This window comes from Candidatus Pelagibacter sp. HIMB1509 (genome assembly GCF_052047855.1).
Lineage (GTDB): Bacteria > Pseudomonadota > Alphaproteobacteria > Pelagibacterales > Pelagibacteraceae > Pelagibacter.
The window spans coordinates 583,963-599,589 of the sequence record NZ_JBNAIU010000001.1 but is presented as its reverse complement, the minus strand read 5'-3'; the positions used below and the strand labels follow the sequence as shown (position 1 = coordinate 599,589).

General features: G+C 29.8%; 15 protein-coding genes. 7 read left to right on the top strand and 8 right to left on the bottom strand.

Translation table 11 applies throughout. From position 1 onward, the window contains the following. Positions 1–37 precede the first annotated feature (37 nt). Together ACTTBO_RS03075 and mobA are read right to left on the bottom strand one after the other, a co-directional pair. On the bottom strand, positions 38–1,291 hold the full coding sequence (locus ACTTBO_RS03075; protein ID WP_440656355.1) for a molybdopterin molybdotransferase MoeA: 1,254 nt from the start codon (positions 1,289–1,291) through the stop codon (positions 38–40). Next, positions 1,288–1,893, bottom strand: a complete 606-nt coding sequence (gene mobA, locus ACTTBO_RS03070) for a molybdenum cofactor guanylyltransferase (RefSeq protein ID WP_440656354.1) — start codon at positions 1,891–1,893, stop codon at positions 1,288–1,290. The genes ACTTBO_RS03075 and mobA overlap by 4 nt, the downstream gene beginning before the upstream one ends. A 42-nt stretch (positions 1,894–1,935) precedes the next feature. Between mobA and ACTTBO_RS03065 the strand changes: the two genes are divergently transcribed. The 6 genes from ACTTBO_RS03065 to ACTTBO_RS03040 are packed head-to-tail and all read left to right on the top strand — an operon-like array spanning position 1,936 to position 9,544. Continuing rightward, a complete protein-coding gene (locus ACTTBO_RS03065) occupies positions 1,936–2,334 on the top strand; it encodes an iron-sulfur cluster assembly scaffold protein (protein WP_440613951.1) in 399 nt (132 codons plus the stop codon). Further along, positions 2,335–2,811, top strand: a complete 477-nt coding sequence (locus ACTTBO_RS03060) for an HPP family protein (RefSeq protein ID WP_262589592.1) — start codon at positions 2,335–2,337, stop codon at positions 2,809–2,811. It begins immediately after the preceding gene. Between the two features lie 2 nt (positions 2,812–2,813). After that, entirely contained in the window at positions 2,814–3,653 is an 840-nt protein-coding gene (fdhD, locus tag ACTTBO_RS03055; RefSeq protein WP_440651104.1) for a formate dehydrogenase accessory sulfurtransferase FdhD, read from the top strand. A 16-nt stretch (positions 3,654–3,669) separates the two neighbouring features. Further along, on the top strand, positions 3,670–5,325 hold the full coding sequence (locus ACTTBO_RS03050) for an NADH-ubiquinone oxidoreductase-F iron-sulfur binding region domain-containing protein (RefSeq protein ID WP_440656353.1): 1,656 nt from the start codon (positions 3,670–3,672) through the stop codon (positions 5,323–5,325). Continuing rightward, positions 5,325–8,093, top strand: a complete 2,769-nt coding sequence (gene fdhF, locus ACTTBO_RS03045; protein WP_440656352.1) for a formate dehydrogenase subunit alpha — start codon at positions 5,325–5,327, stop codon at positions 8,091–8,093. The genes ACTTBO_RS03050 and fdhF overlap by 1 nt, the downstream gene beginning before the upstream one ends. Before the next feature lie 5 nt (positions 8,094–8,098). Beyond that, positions 8,099–9,544: a protein adenylyltransferase SelO gene (locus tag ACTTBO_RS03040; RefSeq protein ID WP_440656351.1), complete on the top strand. Its 1,446-nt coding sequence runs from the start codon at positions 8,099–8,101 to the stop codon at positions 9,542–9,544. A gap of 1 nt (position 9,545) precedes the next feature. On the opposite strand, the gene ACTTBO_RS03035 is transcribed toward ACTTBO_RS03040, so the two are convergent. Both ACTTBO_RS03035 and ACTTBO_RS03030 read right to left on the bottom strand, forming a co-directional pair. Next, complete coding sequence (locus ACTTBO_RS03035; RefSeq protein WP_440656350.1) at positions 9,546–10,649, bottom strand: NAD(P)/FAD-dependent oxidoreductase; 1,104 nt, start codon at positions 10,647–10,649, stop codon at positions 9,546–9,548. A 2-nt stretch (positions 10,650–10,651) separates the two neighbouring features. After that, positions 10,652–11,119, bottom strand: coding sequence for a TspO/MBR family protein (locus ACTTBO_RS03030; RefSeq protein ID WP_440656349.1), 468 nt, complete (start codon positions 11,117–11,119; stop codon positions 10,652–10,654). A 21-nt stretch (positions 11,120–11,140) separates the two neighbouring features. Between ACTTBO_RS03030 and ACTTBO_RS03025 the strand changes: the two genes are divergently transcribed. Further along, positions 11,141–11,899, top strand: coding sequence for an SDR family NAD(P)-dependent oxidoreductase (locus ACTTBO_RS03025; protein WP_440656348.1), 759 nt, complete (start codon positions 11,141–11,143; stop codon positions 11,897–11,899). Here the strand turns inward: ACTTBO_RS03025 and ACTTBO_RS03020 are convergent, their stop codons facing one another. Genes ACTTBO_RS03020 through ACTTBO_RS03005 form a run of 4 tightly spaced genes read right to left on the bottom strand, consistent with a single transcriptional unit; the run spans position 11,900 to position 15,623 of the window. Next, the gene (locus ACTTBO_RS03020) at positions 11,900–12,439 is read right to left on the bottom strand and encodes a DUF3833 domain-containing protein (RefSeq protein ID WP_440656347.1); all 540 of its coding nucleotides are present in this window, start codon (positions 12,437–12,439) and stop codon (positions 11,900–11,902) included. A 10-nt stretch (positions 12,440–12,449) separates the two neighbouring features. Further along, complete coding sequence (locus ACTTBO_RS03015) at positions 12,450–13,628, bottom strand: class I SAM-dependent methyltransferase (RefSeq protein ID WP_440656346.1); 1,179 nt, start codon at positions 13,626–13,628, stop codon at positions 12,450–12,452. Continuing rightward, positions 13,628–14,392, bottom strand: a complete 765-nt coding sequence (locus tag ACTTBO_RS03010; protein ID WP_440656345.1) for a DUF1365 domain-containing protein — start codon at positions 14,390–14,392, stop codon at positions 13,628–13,630. The genes ACTTBO_RS03015 and ACTTBO_RS03010 overlap by 1 nt, the downstream gene beginning before the upstream one ends. Further along, positions 14,385–15,623, bottom strand: coding sequence for an NAD(P)/FAD-dependent oxidoreductase (locus ACTTBO_RS03005; RefSeq protein WP_440656344.1), 1,239 nt, complete (start codon positions 15,621–15,623; stop codon positions 14,385–14,387). The genes ACTTBO_RS03010 and ACTTBO_RS03005 overlap by 8 nt, the downstream gene beginning before the upstream one ends. Between the last annotated feature and the right edge of the window lie 4 nt (positions 15,624–15,627).

Below are 15,627 nucleotides of genomic sequence, written 5' to 3'. Positions count from 1 at the left end.
AATTCCAAAAAGATTTTTCTACAACAAAAATACGTTTCTAAATCAAAGATTGATTAGAGTGGTTGGGGAAAAAACAATCTAAGATGTCCCCTTTTTTAAATTTTGATTTCCCTGCTGGTAACAAAGACCAAATGTTTGATTTAACAAAAGATTTTACTCTAAAAGACTCTTGCCCTTGTAAAATTTCTACCTCTATTTTTCCATTTTTAGTTGTGCTTAATTTACTTTTTGCAAACCTTGTAAAATTTTGTTTTTTAGAAAAACTATTTTTTAAAGTTGCCCTAATAGGATGTTCTTCACTTAGTCCTAAAACATTTTTCATAAAAGGAATAACAAAAAATCTAAAACAAGCAGATGATGACATTGGATTTCCTGGAAGACCAAATATTGCTTTTTGTTTTCCTTTAATTTTAGCAAATAGAATTGGTTTTCCTGGTCGGATTGCTACACTTTTAAAATAATTGGATAATTTAAATGTTCTAACAATACTTGGAATATAGTCATATTTTCCAGCAGAAACAGCGCCTGAAGTTATCAATATATCAGTATTACTATTTATAAGTTTTTTAATTTGAGATTTATAAATATTTTGATGGTTGTCTCTAAGTATTCCACCATTTTTAAAATTAAATAAAAAGTTTTCTCTAAGGTTTTTGATGTAATGACTATTAGAGTTTCTAACTTTCCAGTTTGGAATGTTGTCTTTGTCAGTAATTTCATTACCAGTTGAAAAAAATAAAATATTAATCTTCTTTTTAACTTTAATCTTTTTTATCCCTAAAGTTTTAAAAGCTAAAATATGATTTGGTTGAATAATTGTATTTTTTTTGACAACAATCTCACCTTTTTTGAAGTCTGAACCTGCAAATCTTACATGATTAAACTTTTTAATTTTTTGATTAACTAAAATATATTTTTTATTATTTTTATTTGGATAAAAATTAATCTGTTCTATTGGAATGATTGTATCAAAACCTTTAGGGATTATCCCACCCGTCATTATTTCAACAGCATCATATTTTTTAATTTTTTTATTTAATGATTTTGTTCCTGCTGCAATGGATCCAATTATTCTAAATTGTTTTGGTGAATTTTTCTTAATTCCGTTTGTATCTTTTGATTTAACTGCAAATCCATCAAATGCAGCATTATCTCCTGCTGGATAATTGATCTTTGAATAAATATTATCTGAAATCACTCTGTTAAGAGAATTTTCACTCAATATAGTTTCATCTTTAATTTTAATTTTTGCTTTTTTTAAAATTTTTCTAGATTGATCGTAACTAATCATTTTTTTAATAATTCTTTAGCTTGTTCTAAATCTTCCTTTGTATTGATATTAAAGAAAGGATCTTGATTTGGAAACTCCATATTAATTGTTTTAACTCCAATACTATTAGCCCACAATTCAACTTTTCTAGCTCCTTTTTCTAGATCATCTTCTAATTGATCTAATAAATTCATCGACCATAAACCAAAGATGTTATGCCTAGTATTGTTTGATTTTATAAAAAATAAACTACTTTCATTTTCATCTATTTGATTAACGAATTGATCTAAAATTTCTTTTTTAAAAAAGGGAGTATCTACTGGAAAAGTTGCTATCCATTGATAATTTTTATTATTATCTTTTACCCATTTCATTGCTGAAAGAACTCCGCCTAGAGGACCAAGATCTTTTTTAATATCTCCAATTAGTGAAATTTTATCTGAATTAGTAAACTTAATTGAATTATTAGATACTATTAATACTTCCTTAAATTCATCAATTATTTCTGCCAAAATGTAATCAATTAATATTTTATCAGCTAGCAATATCTGAGATTTGTCTTCACCAAACCTTTGTGACTTCCCGCCTGCTAGCACTGTTCCTAAAATATTGTTATGTTCCATTAATAAAATATAAAACATTCAAAGTTGAATTAAAGAAATTAAATGGATTTAAGAATTTTAGAAATCGCGTCTCACACAGAAAATAATAAAGTTTTAGAAAACTTTACTCACAAATCAAAAAACAAAAATCCAATTTGTGGTGATGAGATGGAAATAAGCTTAATTGTCAAAGATGACGTTGTAAAAGATATGGGTTATCAGTGTAAATCTTGTATTTATTGCCAAGCATCTGTCAGCTTATTATCTAGAAAAATTAAGGATAAAAACTTAAAGGAAATTAAAGATTTTGTTACAGCTGGTGAAAAATTGTTTGAAGATGTTAAAGTAAGTCTAGAAAAACACTGGAAAGATTTTAAAGAAATTTTAGATAAAAAAAATCTTTCAAGGAAAGAATGTTTGCTTTTACCTTTAAGAACAATTGTTAAAGCATTAAAAATATAAATGATAAAAATCACAAAACCATTATTGCAAAAAGCATTGATTGCAGGTTTTTTTTCAACAATCACTATAGGGGTACTTACAGTATTAACTTACAAAAGTACTCTTGGATATTTTATTGCAGCATCATTTGGCTCATCCATGGTTTTATTGTTTGGATTTCCTGAAAGTCCTTTTGCTCAACCAAAAAATGTTTTCTTTGGACATTTATTAACTGCTTTAGTGGGGGTATTATTTGTTAATTTTATTCCACTTCCAATTTATATGAGTATTGCATTTGCAGTAGGTATTGGAGTGTTCTTAATGATTTTATTAAATGTTGTTCATCCTCCTGCAGGAGGAAATCCAATAATTGTTATTATTGGAAGTGCTTCTTATGATTATTTAATTAATCCAATTATATTTGGATGTATCATAATTTTGTTACTCGCAATCATAATCAATAAATATTTATTGCAAAAAAACTATCCTTTAAAATAATTATGAATTCAAAATATAAAGTTTTAAAGTATTCATCTAATAATTTTAAAGATGTTGATGATTTAGTTTCAATTGAAGAACCATTAGAGATTTCTTTAAAGTACAAAGAAAAAGATAATTGGGTTGAGCAAACTTTATCTATTACGATGAGAACTCCTGGTAATGATGAAGATCTTGTAAGAGGATTTTTATTTAATGAACAAATTGTAAAAAGTTTAAATGATATCGATAGCATTGAAAGTTATGGAGACAAAGTTGGTCAATATAAAATTCAAAATAAAATACTAGCAACACTTAATAATTCAGAAAATGTTAATATATCAAAAATTAAAAGAGATTTTTTAACAAACTCCTCTTGTGGTGTTTGTGGGAAATCTTCATTGGATGCGCTAGAGATAATTAAAACTACAAAGACAAATGCCTCCGAACCTAAAATTTCAAAAGATGTAATTATTCAATCACCTGATATTTTAAGAGAAGGTCAGTCTGAATTCAGCAAAACTGGTGGTATCCATGCAAGTGGTCTATTTAATAGTGATGGAAAATTGATAGCTCTTAGAGAGGATGTTGGAAGACATAACGCTTTAGACAAACTTATCGGCTGTGCTTTGGAGAAAAACCAATTTGATCCAAAAGACCAATTTATTACGTGTTCTGGGAGACTTAATTTTGAGCTAGTTCAGAAGGTTTTAATGACAGATATTGGAATTATGATCGGGGTTGGTGCGCCAACAAGTCTTGCTATCGATTTAGCTAATAAGTTTGACATTACCCTCATAGGTTTCGTAAAGAGGGACAGTTTTAATATTTACACAAATAACAAAAAAGTTAAGGTGGAATAATAAAAAAAGGGAAATTGTGTCAAAAAATATAAGTAATTTATCTGGAAGAATTGGCCTAAAAGACAACCTATTTAAGCAAATTTCAGAGAACACATTAAGTGAAAACCCACAAGATATTAAAGAAATTGCAAAAAAACATAACCTTGGAGTTTCAACACTTCACGGTGCTGAATCTTTTTATGAATTTTTAAGACCTTCGCATAGAGAAAAAAAAGCTTTCGTTTGTAACGGTAGTGCATGCATGTGTGCCGGTACTCAAGACAAACTAAAAGATAAATTAAAAGAAAAATTAGGTGATGACAAAGTTGGAGAAATGTTTTGTCTAGGTCATTGTTATGAAAATCATGCATTTCACTATGATGGTGAAAATTATGCTGGAAAAGATATTGAAAAAATAGATCAAATTTTAAAAGGTGAAGAAATTAAACAAGAAAAGTTTTTCTCTAAGAGTTATGCAACAACAAGTTTTTTAATGGATGATAAATTATCCTCAACAGATCAATTTAAAGAACAGTTAAGTAAATTTTTAAAAACAGATAAAAAAGAAATAGTAAAATCATTATTAGACTCAAACCTTACAGGAAGAGGTGGTGCAGGTTTTCCAACAGGAATGAAATGGGATTTTTGTAGTAAAGCAAAAGGTGATAAGAAATATGTTATCTGCAATGCTGATGAAGGTGACTCAGGAGCTTTTTCAGACAGATACCTGTTAGAAGATCGACCATTAAAAGTTATTTTTGGAATGGTGCTTTGTGGATTTGTAATTGGAAGTGATGAAGGAGTTTTATACATCAGAGGCGAGTATCCAAAATCGATTGAAGCGATCAATGGATGTATTAATGAACTTAAAAAATTAAATCTATTAGGTGAAAATATTTTAGGAACAGATTTTTCTTTTGACCTTGGAATTTGTATTGGTCAAGGTGCATATATTTGTGGTGAAGAAACAGCTTTGATAGCTTCTATTGAAGGAAGAAGAGCTGAGGTAGATGTAAGACCTCCCTTCCCGGTAACAGAAGGGTTATACAAAAAACCAACTGTAGTTAACAATGTTGAAACTTTAGCTGCAGCAACTGGAATTTTGTTAAATGGATCAGAAAAATTTTCTTCAGTTGGAAATAAAAAGTCAGCAGGAACAAAATTAGTTTGCTTAGATAGTTTCTTTAATAATCCTGGTGTTTATGAAATTGATATGGGAACACCTATGAAAAAAATATTTAATGAAATTGGTGGCGGATACAAAGAACCTATTAAAGCTTTTCAAATAGGAGGCCCTTTAGGTGGTGTTGTCCCATTGAGTGAAATAGAAAATTTAAATTTAGATTTTCAAGAGTTTACAGCAAAAGGTTTTATGTTAGGTCACGCAAGTGTAGTTAGCATTCCAAAAGATTTTCCAATGGCAGAATACATTCATCATTTATTTGAATTTTCTGCAGAAGAATCTTGTGGAAAATGTTTTCCTGGAAGACTTGGATCTTACAGAGGAAAAGAAATGTTTGATCAAGCTAAGAAGAAAACAGCTAAAATTCCTTTAAAATTACTAGAGGAATTGTTGGTTACTATGCAAAAAGGCTGCTTATGTGCTCTATGTGGAGCGATCCCAACTCCTATTCAAAACATTCTAAAATACTTTGGTGATGAAATGAAAAATGATATGGTGAAAGATAATTAATGAGCTCTGAGAAAAGAAAAATTGCTTATATTGACGGAAAACCTTATGAAATAGGTCCTAATCATACATCTATTTTGAAGTTTGTTAAAAGCTATGTTGGTGAAAAAAAGGTACCAACTTTATGTGATGACCCTAACTTAGCACCATATGGAGCTTGCAGAGTTTGTTCAGTTGAAGTTGCGTTAGAAAAAGACGGACCAACTAGAGTAGTTGCATCTTGTCATACACCAGTTGCTGAAAACCAGCACATATTTACTTCAAACGAAGCATTAACAAGTCTTAGAAAAAATATTGTTGAATTAGTTTTAACTGATCACCCAATGGAATGTGATACTTGTGAAGTAAATAATAACTGTGAACTTCAAACAGTTGCAAATGATTTGGGTGTTGCTGATCATAGATACAATAGTCCTAAGCAACATAAAGGAATTCCAAGAGATACTTCTCATGACTACATGAGAATGAATTTAGATAACTGTATTAACTGTGGAAGATGTGTCAGAGCATGTGATGAAATTCAAGGATCATTTGTTTTAACAATGAGTGGTAGAGGATTTGAGTCTAGAATTACAACAGATAACGATATGATGTTTGGAGACAGTTCTTGTGTATCATGTGGAGCGTGTGCTCATACATGTCCAACTGATGCAATTTCCGATGTATTCCAATCTAAGTCTGCAGCTGTAGATAAAAAAGTTAGAACAACTTGTTCGTACTGTGGTGTTGGTTGTAACTTAGAAGCCTCTATCAAAGATGATAAGGTGGTTGCAATAGATACTCCCAAACAAACTGAAGTAAACGCTGGTCACACTTGTATTAAAGGAAGATACGCATTTAGTTTTTATGAACACCCTGACAGATTAAAAACTCCATTGATAAAAAGAAATGGAAAGTTTGAAGAAGCAAGTTGGGATGAAGCGTATGACTTTATCAAAAAAGAAATGAATAGAATTACAAAAGAAAACGGACCAGATGCTTTTGCTGGAATTTCTTCTGCAAGATGTACAAACGAAGAAAACTATGTTTTCCAAAAAATGATTAGAGCGGCTGTTGGAACTAACAGTGTAGATTGTTGTGCAAGAATTTGTCATTCACCTACAGCTTGGGGTATGCAGCAAACATTTGGAACAGGTGCTGCAACTAACTCAACAGAAGATATTTATCATGCAGATTTATTTTTAGTTATTGGTGCAAACCCAACTAATGCTCACCCAGTAACAGGAGCAAAAATTAAACAGCAAGTGATGAAAGGTAAAAAATTAATTGTCCTTGATCCAGTAACAACTGAATTAGCTAAGCTTGCAGATTATCACATCAAACTTAGACCTGGAACTAACGTTGCGGTTCTAAATATGATGTTACACTTTATTATTAAATCTAAACTTTATAATGCTGACTTTGTAAGAGATAGAACAGAAGGTTTTGATAATTTCTTAAAAGAAATTGAAAGACAGGATGTTGATAAATTAGCAAAAGTTGCTGGTGTTGATAAACAACTAGTTAAAGAAGCTGCAATTGCTTACGCAACAGCAAGAAATTCAATGGAGTTCCACGGATTAGGAGTTACTGAACACGAACAAGGTTCTAAAACAGTGATGTTAATTGCTGATTTAGCAATGATTACAGGAAATATTGGAAGAAAAGGTGTTGGTGTAAATCCACTTAGAGGCCAAAATAATGTACAAGGTGCTGCGGATATGGGTTGTCAGCCTCACCAAGGTGCAGGTTATTTTGAGGTAGCAGATGAAAACAATCAAAAATTTTATACTGAAAAATATGGTGTAACTCACCCTACTAAACCAGGTTTAAAAATTCCTCAAATGTTTGAGGCCGCAATCAGTAAAGAACTAAAAGGTTTATGGATTATTGGTGAAGATATAGTTCAAACAGATCCAAATAGTGCACATGTTATTGAAGCAATGAACTCATTAGAGCTATTAGTGGTTCAAGAAATATTTATGAGTGAAACTGCAAAACTTGCAACTGTAGTTTTACCTGGAACTACATTCTTAGAAAAAGATGGAACTTTTACAAATACTGAAAGAAGAATTCAAAGAGTTAATAGAGCAGTTCCTCCATTACCAGGTACAAAACCAGATGGACTAATTGTAACTGAGATGATGCAAAAATTAGGTTTTGATCAACCATCTTATGATGCAGATCAAGTATTAGCAGAGATTGCTGATGTGGTACCATTCTTTAAAGGTGTTACTAGAGAGAGACTTGGTAAATTAGGATTACAATGGCCTGTAAAAGAAGATGGAACAGATACACAAATTCTACACACAGAAACATTTAAACTTGGAAAAGGAAGATTGAAAAACTTTGATTGGAAAGAATCTAGTGAGATAGAAGCTAATCAAAAAGATTATCCATTAATTTTAACTACAAGTAGAGTTCTACAACACTACAATGCAGCAACAATGACAAGAAGAACAAAAAATATAAACATTGTTGATGAGGATGTTTTACTTATTCACCCTAAAGATGCAGCTCATAGAGATTTAAATACAGGTGATATTGGAAGATTATATTCTGGACGAGGAGAAGTTGCTTTAAAAGTTGAAGTAACAGATAAAGTGAAGGAAGGAATTGTATTTACAACATTCCACTTCCCTGAACACATGGTTAATATGGTAACTGGTCATGGAAAAGATGAAGAAACAATGTGTGCTGAATACAAAGTTTCATCAGTTGAAGTTCAAAAAATTTCTAATCAATTTAAAACAGAAGTTAAACCAAAAGAACATCAAGCTGAAGTTAGTTAATTAAAATGACCATTGGTTGGCATTTTGATAATTCATATTCAAAACTATCAAAAACATTTAAAGAAGACATCAATCCTACTCCAGTTCATGAGCCTGATCTTGTAATTTTAAATGAAGAACTTGCTAAAAATTTAAATTTAAACTTTTCAGGAATAGATAAAAAAAAATTAGCTGAAATATTTTCAGGAAATAGTTTGCCTGATGGAACTAATTCAATAGCACAGGCATATGCTGGTCATCAATTTGGTCATTTCACGATGCTTGGGGATGGAAGAGCAGTTTTATTAGGAGAGCATATAGATAATAAAAATCAACGTTTCGATATACAATTTAAAGGTTCGGGAAGAACTTCTTTTTCTAGGGGTGGTGATGGAAGAGCTGCTTTAGGTCCAATGTTAAGAGAATACATAATTAGTGAAGCAATTAACGCTTTAAATATTCCAACAACAAGAAGTCTTGCGGTTGTTAAAACTGGAGAAAAAGTTGTTAGAGAAAATTTGTTAAATGGAGCAATTTTAACAAGAGTTGCATCCAGTCATATTCGAGTTGGCACTTTTCAATATATTGCAGCCACTCAAAATCTAGAAGATCTTAATACATTAGTTGATTACACAATTGATAGACACTATCCAGAGATTAAGTCCTCAAAAAACAAAGCTTTAGATTTATTAAGTCTTGTAATGGAAAAACAATGTCAATTAGTCATTAATTGGATGAGAGTAGGATTTATTCATGGAGTGATGAACACTGATAACATGGCAATTTCTGGTGAAACAATTGATTATGGTCCATGTGCATTCATGGATCAGTATGATCCAAAAACTGTTTTTAGCTCTATAGATAAATTTGGAAGATATGCTTTTTCAAATCAACCACCAATTACAAAATGGAATTTAGCAAGATTTGCAGAATGTCTAATCCCACTTATTGATAAAGATGAGGATGCAGCGATTAAAATTGCAACAGACTTAATTGATAACTTTCAAAATATTTATGAAGAGAAATGGTTAAATATGATGAGAGATAAACTTGGTTTATTTGGTGAAGATAAAGATGATCTAACATTAATTAATAAACTTTTAGATTGGATGAAAAATAATAATGCAGATTATACAAACACCTTCTGTTATTTAATGGGTTTTGAGATTGATGGTGAAGTTTATAAAAATGATGATTTTAAAAATTGGACTAATGAATGGGAGAAAAGATTAAAACTAAATAATTCATCTGACAAATACTTAGAACTGATGAAAAAAACTAATCCTTTTGTTATACCAAGAAATCAAAAAGTAGAAGAAGCTCTAACTGATGCAGACAAAGGAAATCTAGAAACAATGAATAAGCTTTTAAAAGTTTTAAGTAATCCTTACTCTAATCAAAAAAATATTATTGAATTTCAAAAACCTGCACCAATTGGAAATGAAAAGTATCAAACTTTTTGTGGAACCTAATTTATAATACGTATGGCTCTGGTCTTGCACTTTTTCCCAATACTCTCTCAACTGAAAAATCACTAATATCAATTGTCTGATACGAGCCAGTAGTAATCAATTCTGTTAGTGCTCGTCCAATACCTGGAGCTTGCATTAATCCTCTTCCTGTAAAACCAGTAGCCATATAAACATTATCGTACTTAGGATGTTTTCCAACAACAGCATTATTATCTAATCTGTTACAATCGTAGTAACCTGCCCAGCCTCCAGTTAATTTTAATTCTTCAAAAGCTGGTATTCTTTTTGCTAGTGCTGGCCAAACTAATTCTTCAAAATCATTCCATGCTGGCTCTAAATCGTCTGCACCAAATACTGACAATGGTGATCCTGCTAAATACTCTCCACCCTCAGGTCTCCAATAAACACCCGTAGTTAAATCACCAGTTAGAGGCATTTCTTTTATATATGTTGGACATTTTAATCTGAACACTGTGTGTTTTTGAGGTTCAACAGGAATGTCTTCTAATAATTCTTTGGTCCAGCAACCAGCTGCAGAAACAATTGTTTTAGCATTTATCTCTGAAAGACTTTTAACTTCTCCTTTTATAAATTCTGCTCCAAGTTCTATTGCCTTACTTTTCAGTGCACTATGAAACATAAAAGGATCAATCCAACCTTCACTTTGATTATCAGTGTAAGTAGCAGTCTCAACACCTTCATCATTAATATATGGAAATACTTTCGATAGCTCTGAGCCTTTAATATTTTTTGTACCTGCATCACATTCTTTATGATTTTCTAAAGCTTTATATTGTTCTTCAGCATGTTCAGGACCAAACATCAAAAGGTAACCATTGGTTACCATACTTGCTGTTGGATTAGGATTTTTTTCAGTTTTCAATAATTCTGGTATTTGAAAAATAAATTCTCTTGCAAATTTACCAAGTAAGATATTTTCTTTTTGAAAAAATTGTCTTCTAAAACCTCCTAAAGACAAAGGAAAAGAAGCTGTTTTGTAAGTTGGATCTCTTTCAATGACCTTAACTTTTCTCCCTTCTTTTGAGAGAAAATAAGCTGTTGCTGCTCCAATTATGCCACCACCAACTACAACAACATCATCCATAATTAATTCAATATTATCAAACTTGTATTCAAAATTAGAGCAAAGCAACACCAAAGTAAATATGGAATCATTAAATACGAGCTTATCATTGTGACGCGTCTACATCTTATGATTAGATTGATAATAAATGCAATTAATACAACTAATACTAATAAAGCTAAAACCATGTTGTGAAATACAAAGAAAACTATACTCCAAGTTGCATTGAAAACTAAATGAATAAAATAAATATAAACTGTATTCATCTCTTTATTTTTGGAATGCCAATACATCCAAATAGAAATTGTCATCAATAAATATAAAAGTGTCCATACTGGACCAAACACCCAGTCTGGTGGATTAAAAACAGGTTTATTTAATAGAGAATACCAAGGCTCCTTGAAAGTAACTGTAGCTAATCCTCCAATTAATGAGGCTGAAAATGTAATGATAAGAAATAATATAAATGTTACAATTTTATTTTTTAACATAATGTTTATACATAACAAAAAATGAGCAAAAAAACTATTTGGATAACTGGTGGTAGCACAGGAATTGGTAAAGCTTTGGCAATTAAATTTGCAAACAAAGGATGGAATGTTGCGGTATCTGCGAGAAGAGTTGAGCTCCTAGATGAACTTTCAAAAAATTATGAAAATATTTCATCATTTCCCTTAGATGTTACTGATAAAACAAAATGTATAGAAGTTTTCAACCAGATTAAAACGAAGTTTGAAAATATTGATATATGTTTTTTTTCAACTGGTACATGGAATCCAAAAAAAGAAAAAGAAATCGATGTTGAACAAATGGAAGATGTCTTCAAAGTAAATTTTTTTGGAACTGTGAACTCAATTAAAGCAGTTGAACAATATTATAGAGAAAGAAAAAATGGTATAATCACTATAGTTTCATCTATTGCTGGTTATAGAGGATTACCTAATTCAACTGGGTATGGACCATCGAAATCTGCACTAAACAATTTATCAGAAAGTTTATATTTTGATTTTAAAAGATACAATGTTCGAGTTTGTTTAGTTTCTCCTGGTTTTATTAAAACACCCATGACTGATAAAAATGATTTTAAAATGCCATTTCTAAAAACACCTGAATTTGCAGCTGATCAAATTTATGATGGCTTAATTAATAAAAATGTTTTCGAGATACATTTTCCAAAAGCACTTACTTTAACTTTAAAGTTCTTTAGTTTTCTTCCAAGTAAACTTTATTTTAAATTAGTAGGTAAGATGACTAAGCATCAAAAGAAGTAATTAATCTTTAACGAATACAACAGTTAGCTCTGCTACTTTAAATCCAAACTTAGTCATTGTAGCTCTGTTGATTGCAACCCTTTCATCTTGCTTAAAGATCCAATCATCAAAAGTAATTTTTAATTCTTTTCCTTTAACTGGAACTAATAAAACATACTCAAATTTAAATGCAGGTCCGTAAGAATATCCTATTGCTTTTCCAACAACGTCCCCTGCTGTACCTTCATAATTATGTTCATCTATTTTAGTAATTGTCCACTCTCGGTCTTGAACTTCACCATCGTCCCAATTAAATTTTTCTTTTAAAATTAATTGTTTACCATCCCATGTTCCATCTAAATCAGCTGAGAATTGTCTTGTAACTTTTCCTGATCGATTCTGTAAAACACCCCAAGCTTTAACGTTTCCTGTAAGGTATTCTTCAATAATTAATCTAGGTTCTTTATTTTTATAATCTTCTGGTTTCATGGCACTATTATTTGAGCAACTTGTAATTAAGAATGCCATAATTATCAACGAAATTGATTTAATTATTTTCATATTATTGATGTTATTTATTCTGCATTGAAAATTGAATCAAATCAATATTTTTAGATTTAAATCCAGCTTCACAATAAGATAGGTAAAATTCCCACATTCTTTTAAACGTCAGATCAAATCCTTGGTTTTTAATTTGATCCCACTTTCTTAAAAACTCTTCTTTCCAGATAGCTAACGTTTCTGCATAGTGATCTGCATATGAAATGTATGAATTGATCGTTAAGCCATTATCTGAAACATATCTATTAATACTATTTTTATTGGGAAGAAATCCTCCTGGGAAAATGTATTTTTGAATAAAATCCTGTTTATTTTTATATCTATCAAACAAACTATCATCAATGGTTATTGCTTGAATTGCAGCCTTCCCACCATTTGATAAATTATCCTTTATAGTTTTAAAATAACTCTCTAAATAATTTTGCCCAACTGCCTCAATCATTTCAATTGAAGCGATCGAATTATATTTTCCATGAAGATCTCGGTAATCTTTTATTTCAATATTTACTTTTTCATTTAAACCACATTTATGAATTCTCTCTTTTGCGTATTCGAATTGTTTTTTAGAAATAGTAATACAATCTAGTTTCACATCATATTTCTTGCCTAAATATTCTGCAAAACCACCCCACCCACATCCAATCTCTAATACTTTATCACCAATACTTGGTTTGATTAGATCAATTAATTTTTGGTATTTATTATTTTGCGCAACACTTAAATTTTTCGAATTATCATCAAAGATTGCACTTGAATAAGTTAAAGTATCATCTAACCACAATGAAAAGAAATCATTTCCAAGATCATAATGTTTTGCAATATTTTCCTTACTTCGACTTTTGGTATTTTTGATTATTTTATTTTTTACAAAATTAATTATAGGTAGATCAAGCAAACCTGAGAATTTATATACCACTTGAATATTTCTAGCTGTTAATTCAATTAGATCTGAAAGATTATCGGTTTCAAATTCACCTCTCATATAACTTTCAGCAAAACCAATGCTTCCACCTCTAATTAAATTATAATTAAAATTTGGATTTTTTATCTTAATATTTGCCTTTAAAGATTGATCAGGGTTACCAAACTTTAATATCTCACCTTCATAGGTAGTTATTTCAAGGTATCCATTTTTAATTTTACTTAAAAATTTAAAAACCAATTTATCTGCAGCTCTATTTAATAACATTAATTTTCAACCGTTAAATTGTTTCTTATTTTTATTTTTTTTTTAATAATCTTAATTCCTTTCATCCATAATTTAAAGGCCTCAAAATGGATTGCAGATATTATTTTTATAGTCATCAGAGGGTGATTTAAATATGATTTTAATAATTGACTGCTATTTAAGTTTGTTTTTTTTCCGTCTTGAGATGCAAATAAAATTTTTCCTTCTTGATCGTATTGATCAATAATTACAGAAAGTTTTTCATCAGGATTTAGAATTCTAAAGAAATACTTACAATTCATTTCTATAAAAGGCGAAACATGGAATTTTTTAGAACAATTATTTTGAATTAATTTATTTCCACTATCTACTCTAAAAACATAAGTATGTTGTTCACCAAATGTATTTTTCACCTCATATAATATAGATATTAATTTATCGTTTTGATTGTAAACGAAAAAGATACTTAAAGGATTGAATACATAACCAAAAATCCTTGGATAACAGAGAAGCTTAATTTTAATATCTGTAGTATCTATTTTATTCTGCTCTAAATTTTTCTTTACCCACTCTTCAAGAGAGGATCCATCCCGTTCACCATGATCCTTTTCATGAAAACTAATTAAATTGAATTTATTCAATGAAAAGAAGCTTATCTCCTGATCTATTTTTCTTAATTCTGACAAATCAATTAAAAGTGAGAAAACACTATACTTAAAATAATGCTCTTTAGGTTTAAAACGTTTATGAATTACTTTCCCGTTATATATGCATGAGTTAGTCATTTAGGTATTTTAACATTTCAATCGATGATTTTATTCCATCTTCATGAAAACCGTAACCAAAATAACTCCCACAAAAAAGTAAATCTTTTTTATTTTGTAAACTAGATAGCTCTGATTGAGCATCTAATGCTTGTTGATCATAATAAGGATGAGTAAATTTAACTATTTTAAGTATTTTACTCTCATCAATTTCAAAATAAGGATTAAGAGTTAAAAAAATATCCTGATCGCATTTAAGGTTTTGCAAGAGGTTTAACCAATAAGTAATCGAGTTTTTTTCTAAATCTTCATCATTGATTGATGAATTCCACGAGGACCATGCCTTTTTATTTTTTGGCATCGCTCTTTTATCTGTATGAATATATGCAATATTTTCTTTATAACTAAAATTAGATAAAATTTTTGTCTCTTCATTAGTAGGATTATCAATCAACTTTAAAGCTTCATCAGCGTGAGCTGCTATTACAACTTTATCGTAATCAAAAAATTCGCTTTCACCACCATAATATAAATCTAACCCTTTTGATTTTCTTATAATTTTTTTAATTTTATAATTTTTATAGTACTCACCACTTATCTTTGAAATTACTTTATTCACATAAGTTCTGCTTCTATTGGTTACGGTATACCACTGAGGTCTATTTTTTAATTTAAAGAGCCCATGATTTTGAAAAAATTTTAAAAAAAATGTTATTGGCATCTTGCTAGCTTCATAAGGTGGCATAGACCAGATTGCAGATACCATTGGGATGATATGGTAATCAATAAACGTTTTTGATAGTTTGTTGTTTTCTAAATATTTACCTAAAGTTAGTTTTTGATCTGTAACATTTATTTGATCGCTATTTTTATAAAATTTAATGATATCAAAAAACATTTTTAAAAAATTAGGATTAAACAAATTAGATCTGTTAGAAAAAATTCCATTCAAACCTTTTCCACAATATTCAAAGTTTGTATTTTCTACAGAAACCGAAAAAGACATGTCACTTTTTTCAATCTGAACATCATTTTCTTTAAAGAATTTAATTAAATTTGGATAGGTTTGAAAATTAAATACAATAAAACCAATATCTACAGATACTTTCTTTTCATCAAAAACTAAATCTATTGTGTGAGAATGACCACCAAAATGATCTTCTTTCTCAAAAAGATCTACATGATGTTTTTTTGATAAATAATATGCAGCACTTAAGCCTGATATCCCAGAACCAACTACAGCAATTTTCATTAAT

What these genes read in the sequence shown, in the direction of transcription:
- ACTTBO_RS03075 (WP_440656355.1), bottom strand. Translation starts at nt 1,291, where the DNA reads ATGATTAGTTACGATCAATCTAGAAAAATTTTAAAAAAAGCAAAAATT.
- mobA (WP_440656354.1), bottom strand. Translation starts at nt 1,893, where the DNA reads ATGGAACATAACAATATTTTAGGAACAGTGCTAGCAGGCGGGAAGTCA.
- ACTTBO_RS03065 (WP_440613951.1), top strand. Translation starts at nt 1,936, where the DNA reads ATGGATTTAAGAATTTTAGAAATCGCGTCTCACACAGAAAATAATAAA.
- ACTTBO_RS03060 (WP_262589592.1), top strand. Translation starts at nt 2,335, where the DNA reads ATGATAAAAATCACAAAACCATTATTGCAAAAAGCATTGATTGCAGGT.
- fdhD (WP_440651104.1), top strand. Translation starts at nt 2,814, where the DNA reads ATGAATTCAAAATATAAAGTTTTAAAGTATTCATCTAATAATTTTAAA.
- fdhF (WP_440656352.1), top strand. Translation starts at nt 5,325, where the DNA reads ATGAGCTCTGAGAAAAGAAAAATTGCTTATATTGACGGAAAACCTTAT.
- ACTTBO_RS03040 (WP_440656351.1), top strand. Translation starts at nt 8,099, where the DNA reads ATGACCATTGGTTGGCATTTTGATAATTCATATTCAAAACTATCAAAA.
- ACTTBO_RS03035 (WP_440656350.1), bottom strand. Translation starts at nt 10,649, where the DNA reads ATGGATGATGTTGTTGTAGTTGGTGGTGGCATAATTGGAGCAGCAACA.
- ACTTBO_RS03030 (WP_440656349.1), bottom strand. Translation starts at nt 11,119, where the DNA reads ATGTTAAAAAATAAAATTGTAACATTTATATTATTTCTTATCATTACA.
- ACTTBO_RS03025 (WP_440656348.1), top strand. Translation starts at nt 11,141, where the DNA reads ATGAGCAAAAAAACTATTTGGATAACTGGTGGTAGCACAGGAATTGGT.
- ACTTBO_RS03020 (WP_440656347.1), bottom strand. Translation starts at nt 12,439, where the DNA reads ATGAAAATAATTAAATCAATTTCGTTGATAATTATGGCATTCTTAATT.
- ACTTBO_RS03015 (WP_440656346.1), bottom strand. Translation starts at nt 13,628, where the DNA reads ATGTTATTAAATAGAGCTGCAGATAAATTGGTTTTTAAATTTTTAAGT.
- ACTTBO_RS03010 (WP_440656345.1), bottom strand. Translation starts at nt 14,392, where the DNA reads ATGACTAACTCATGCATATATAACGGGAAAGTAATTCATAAACGTTTT.
- ACTTBO_RS03005 (WP_440656344.1), bottom strand. Translation starts at nt 15,623, where the DNA reads ATGAAAATTGCTGTAGTTGGTTCTGGGATATCAGGCTTAAGTGCTGCA.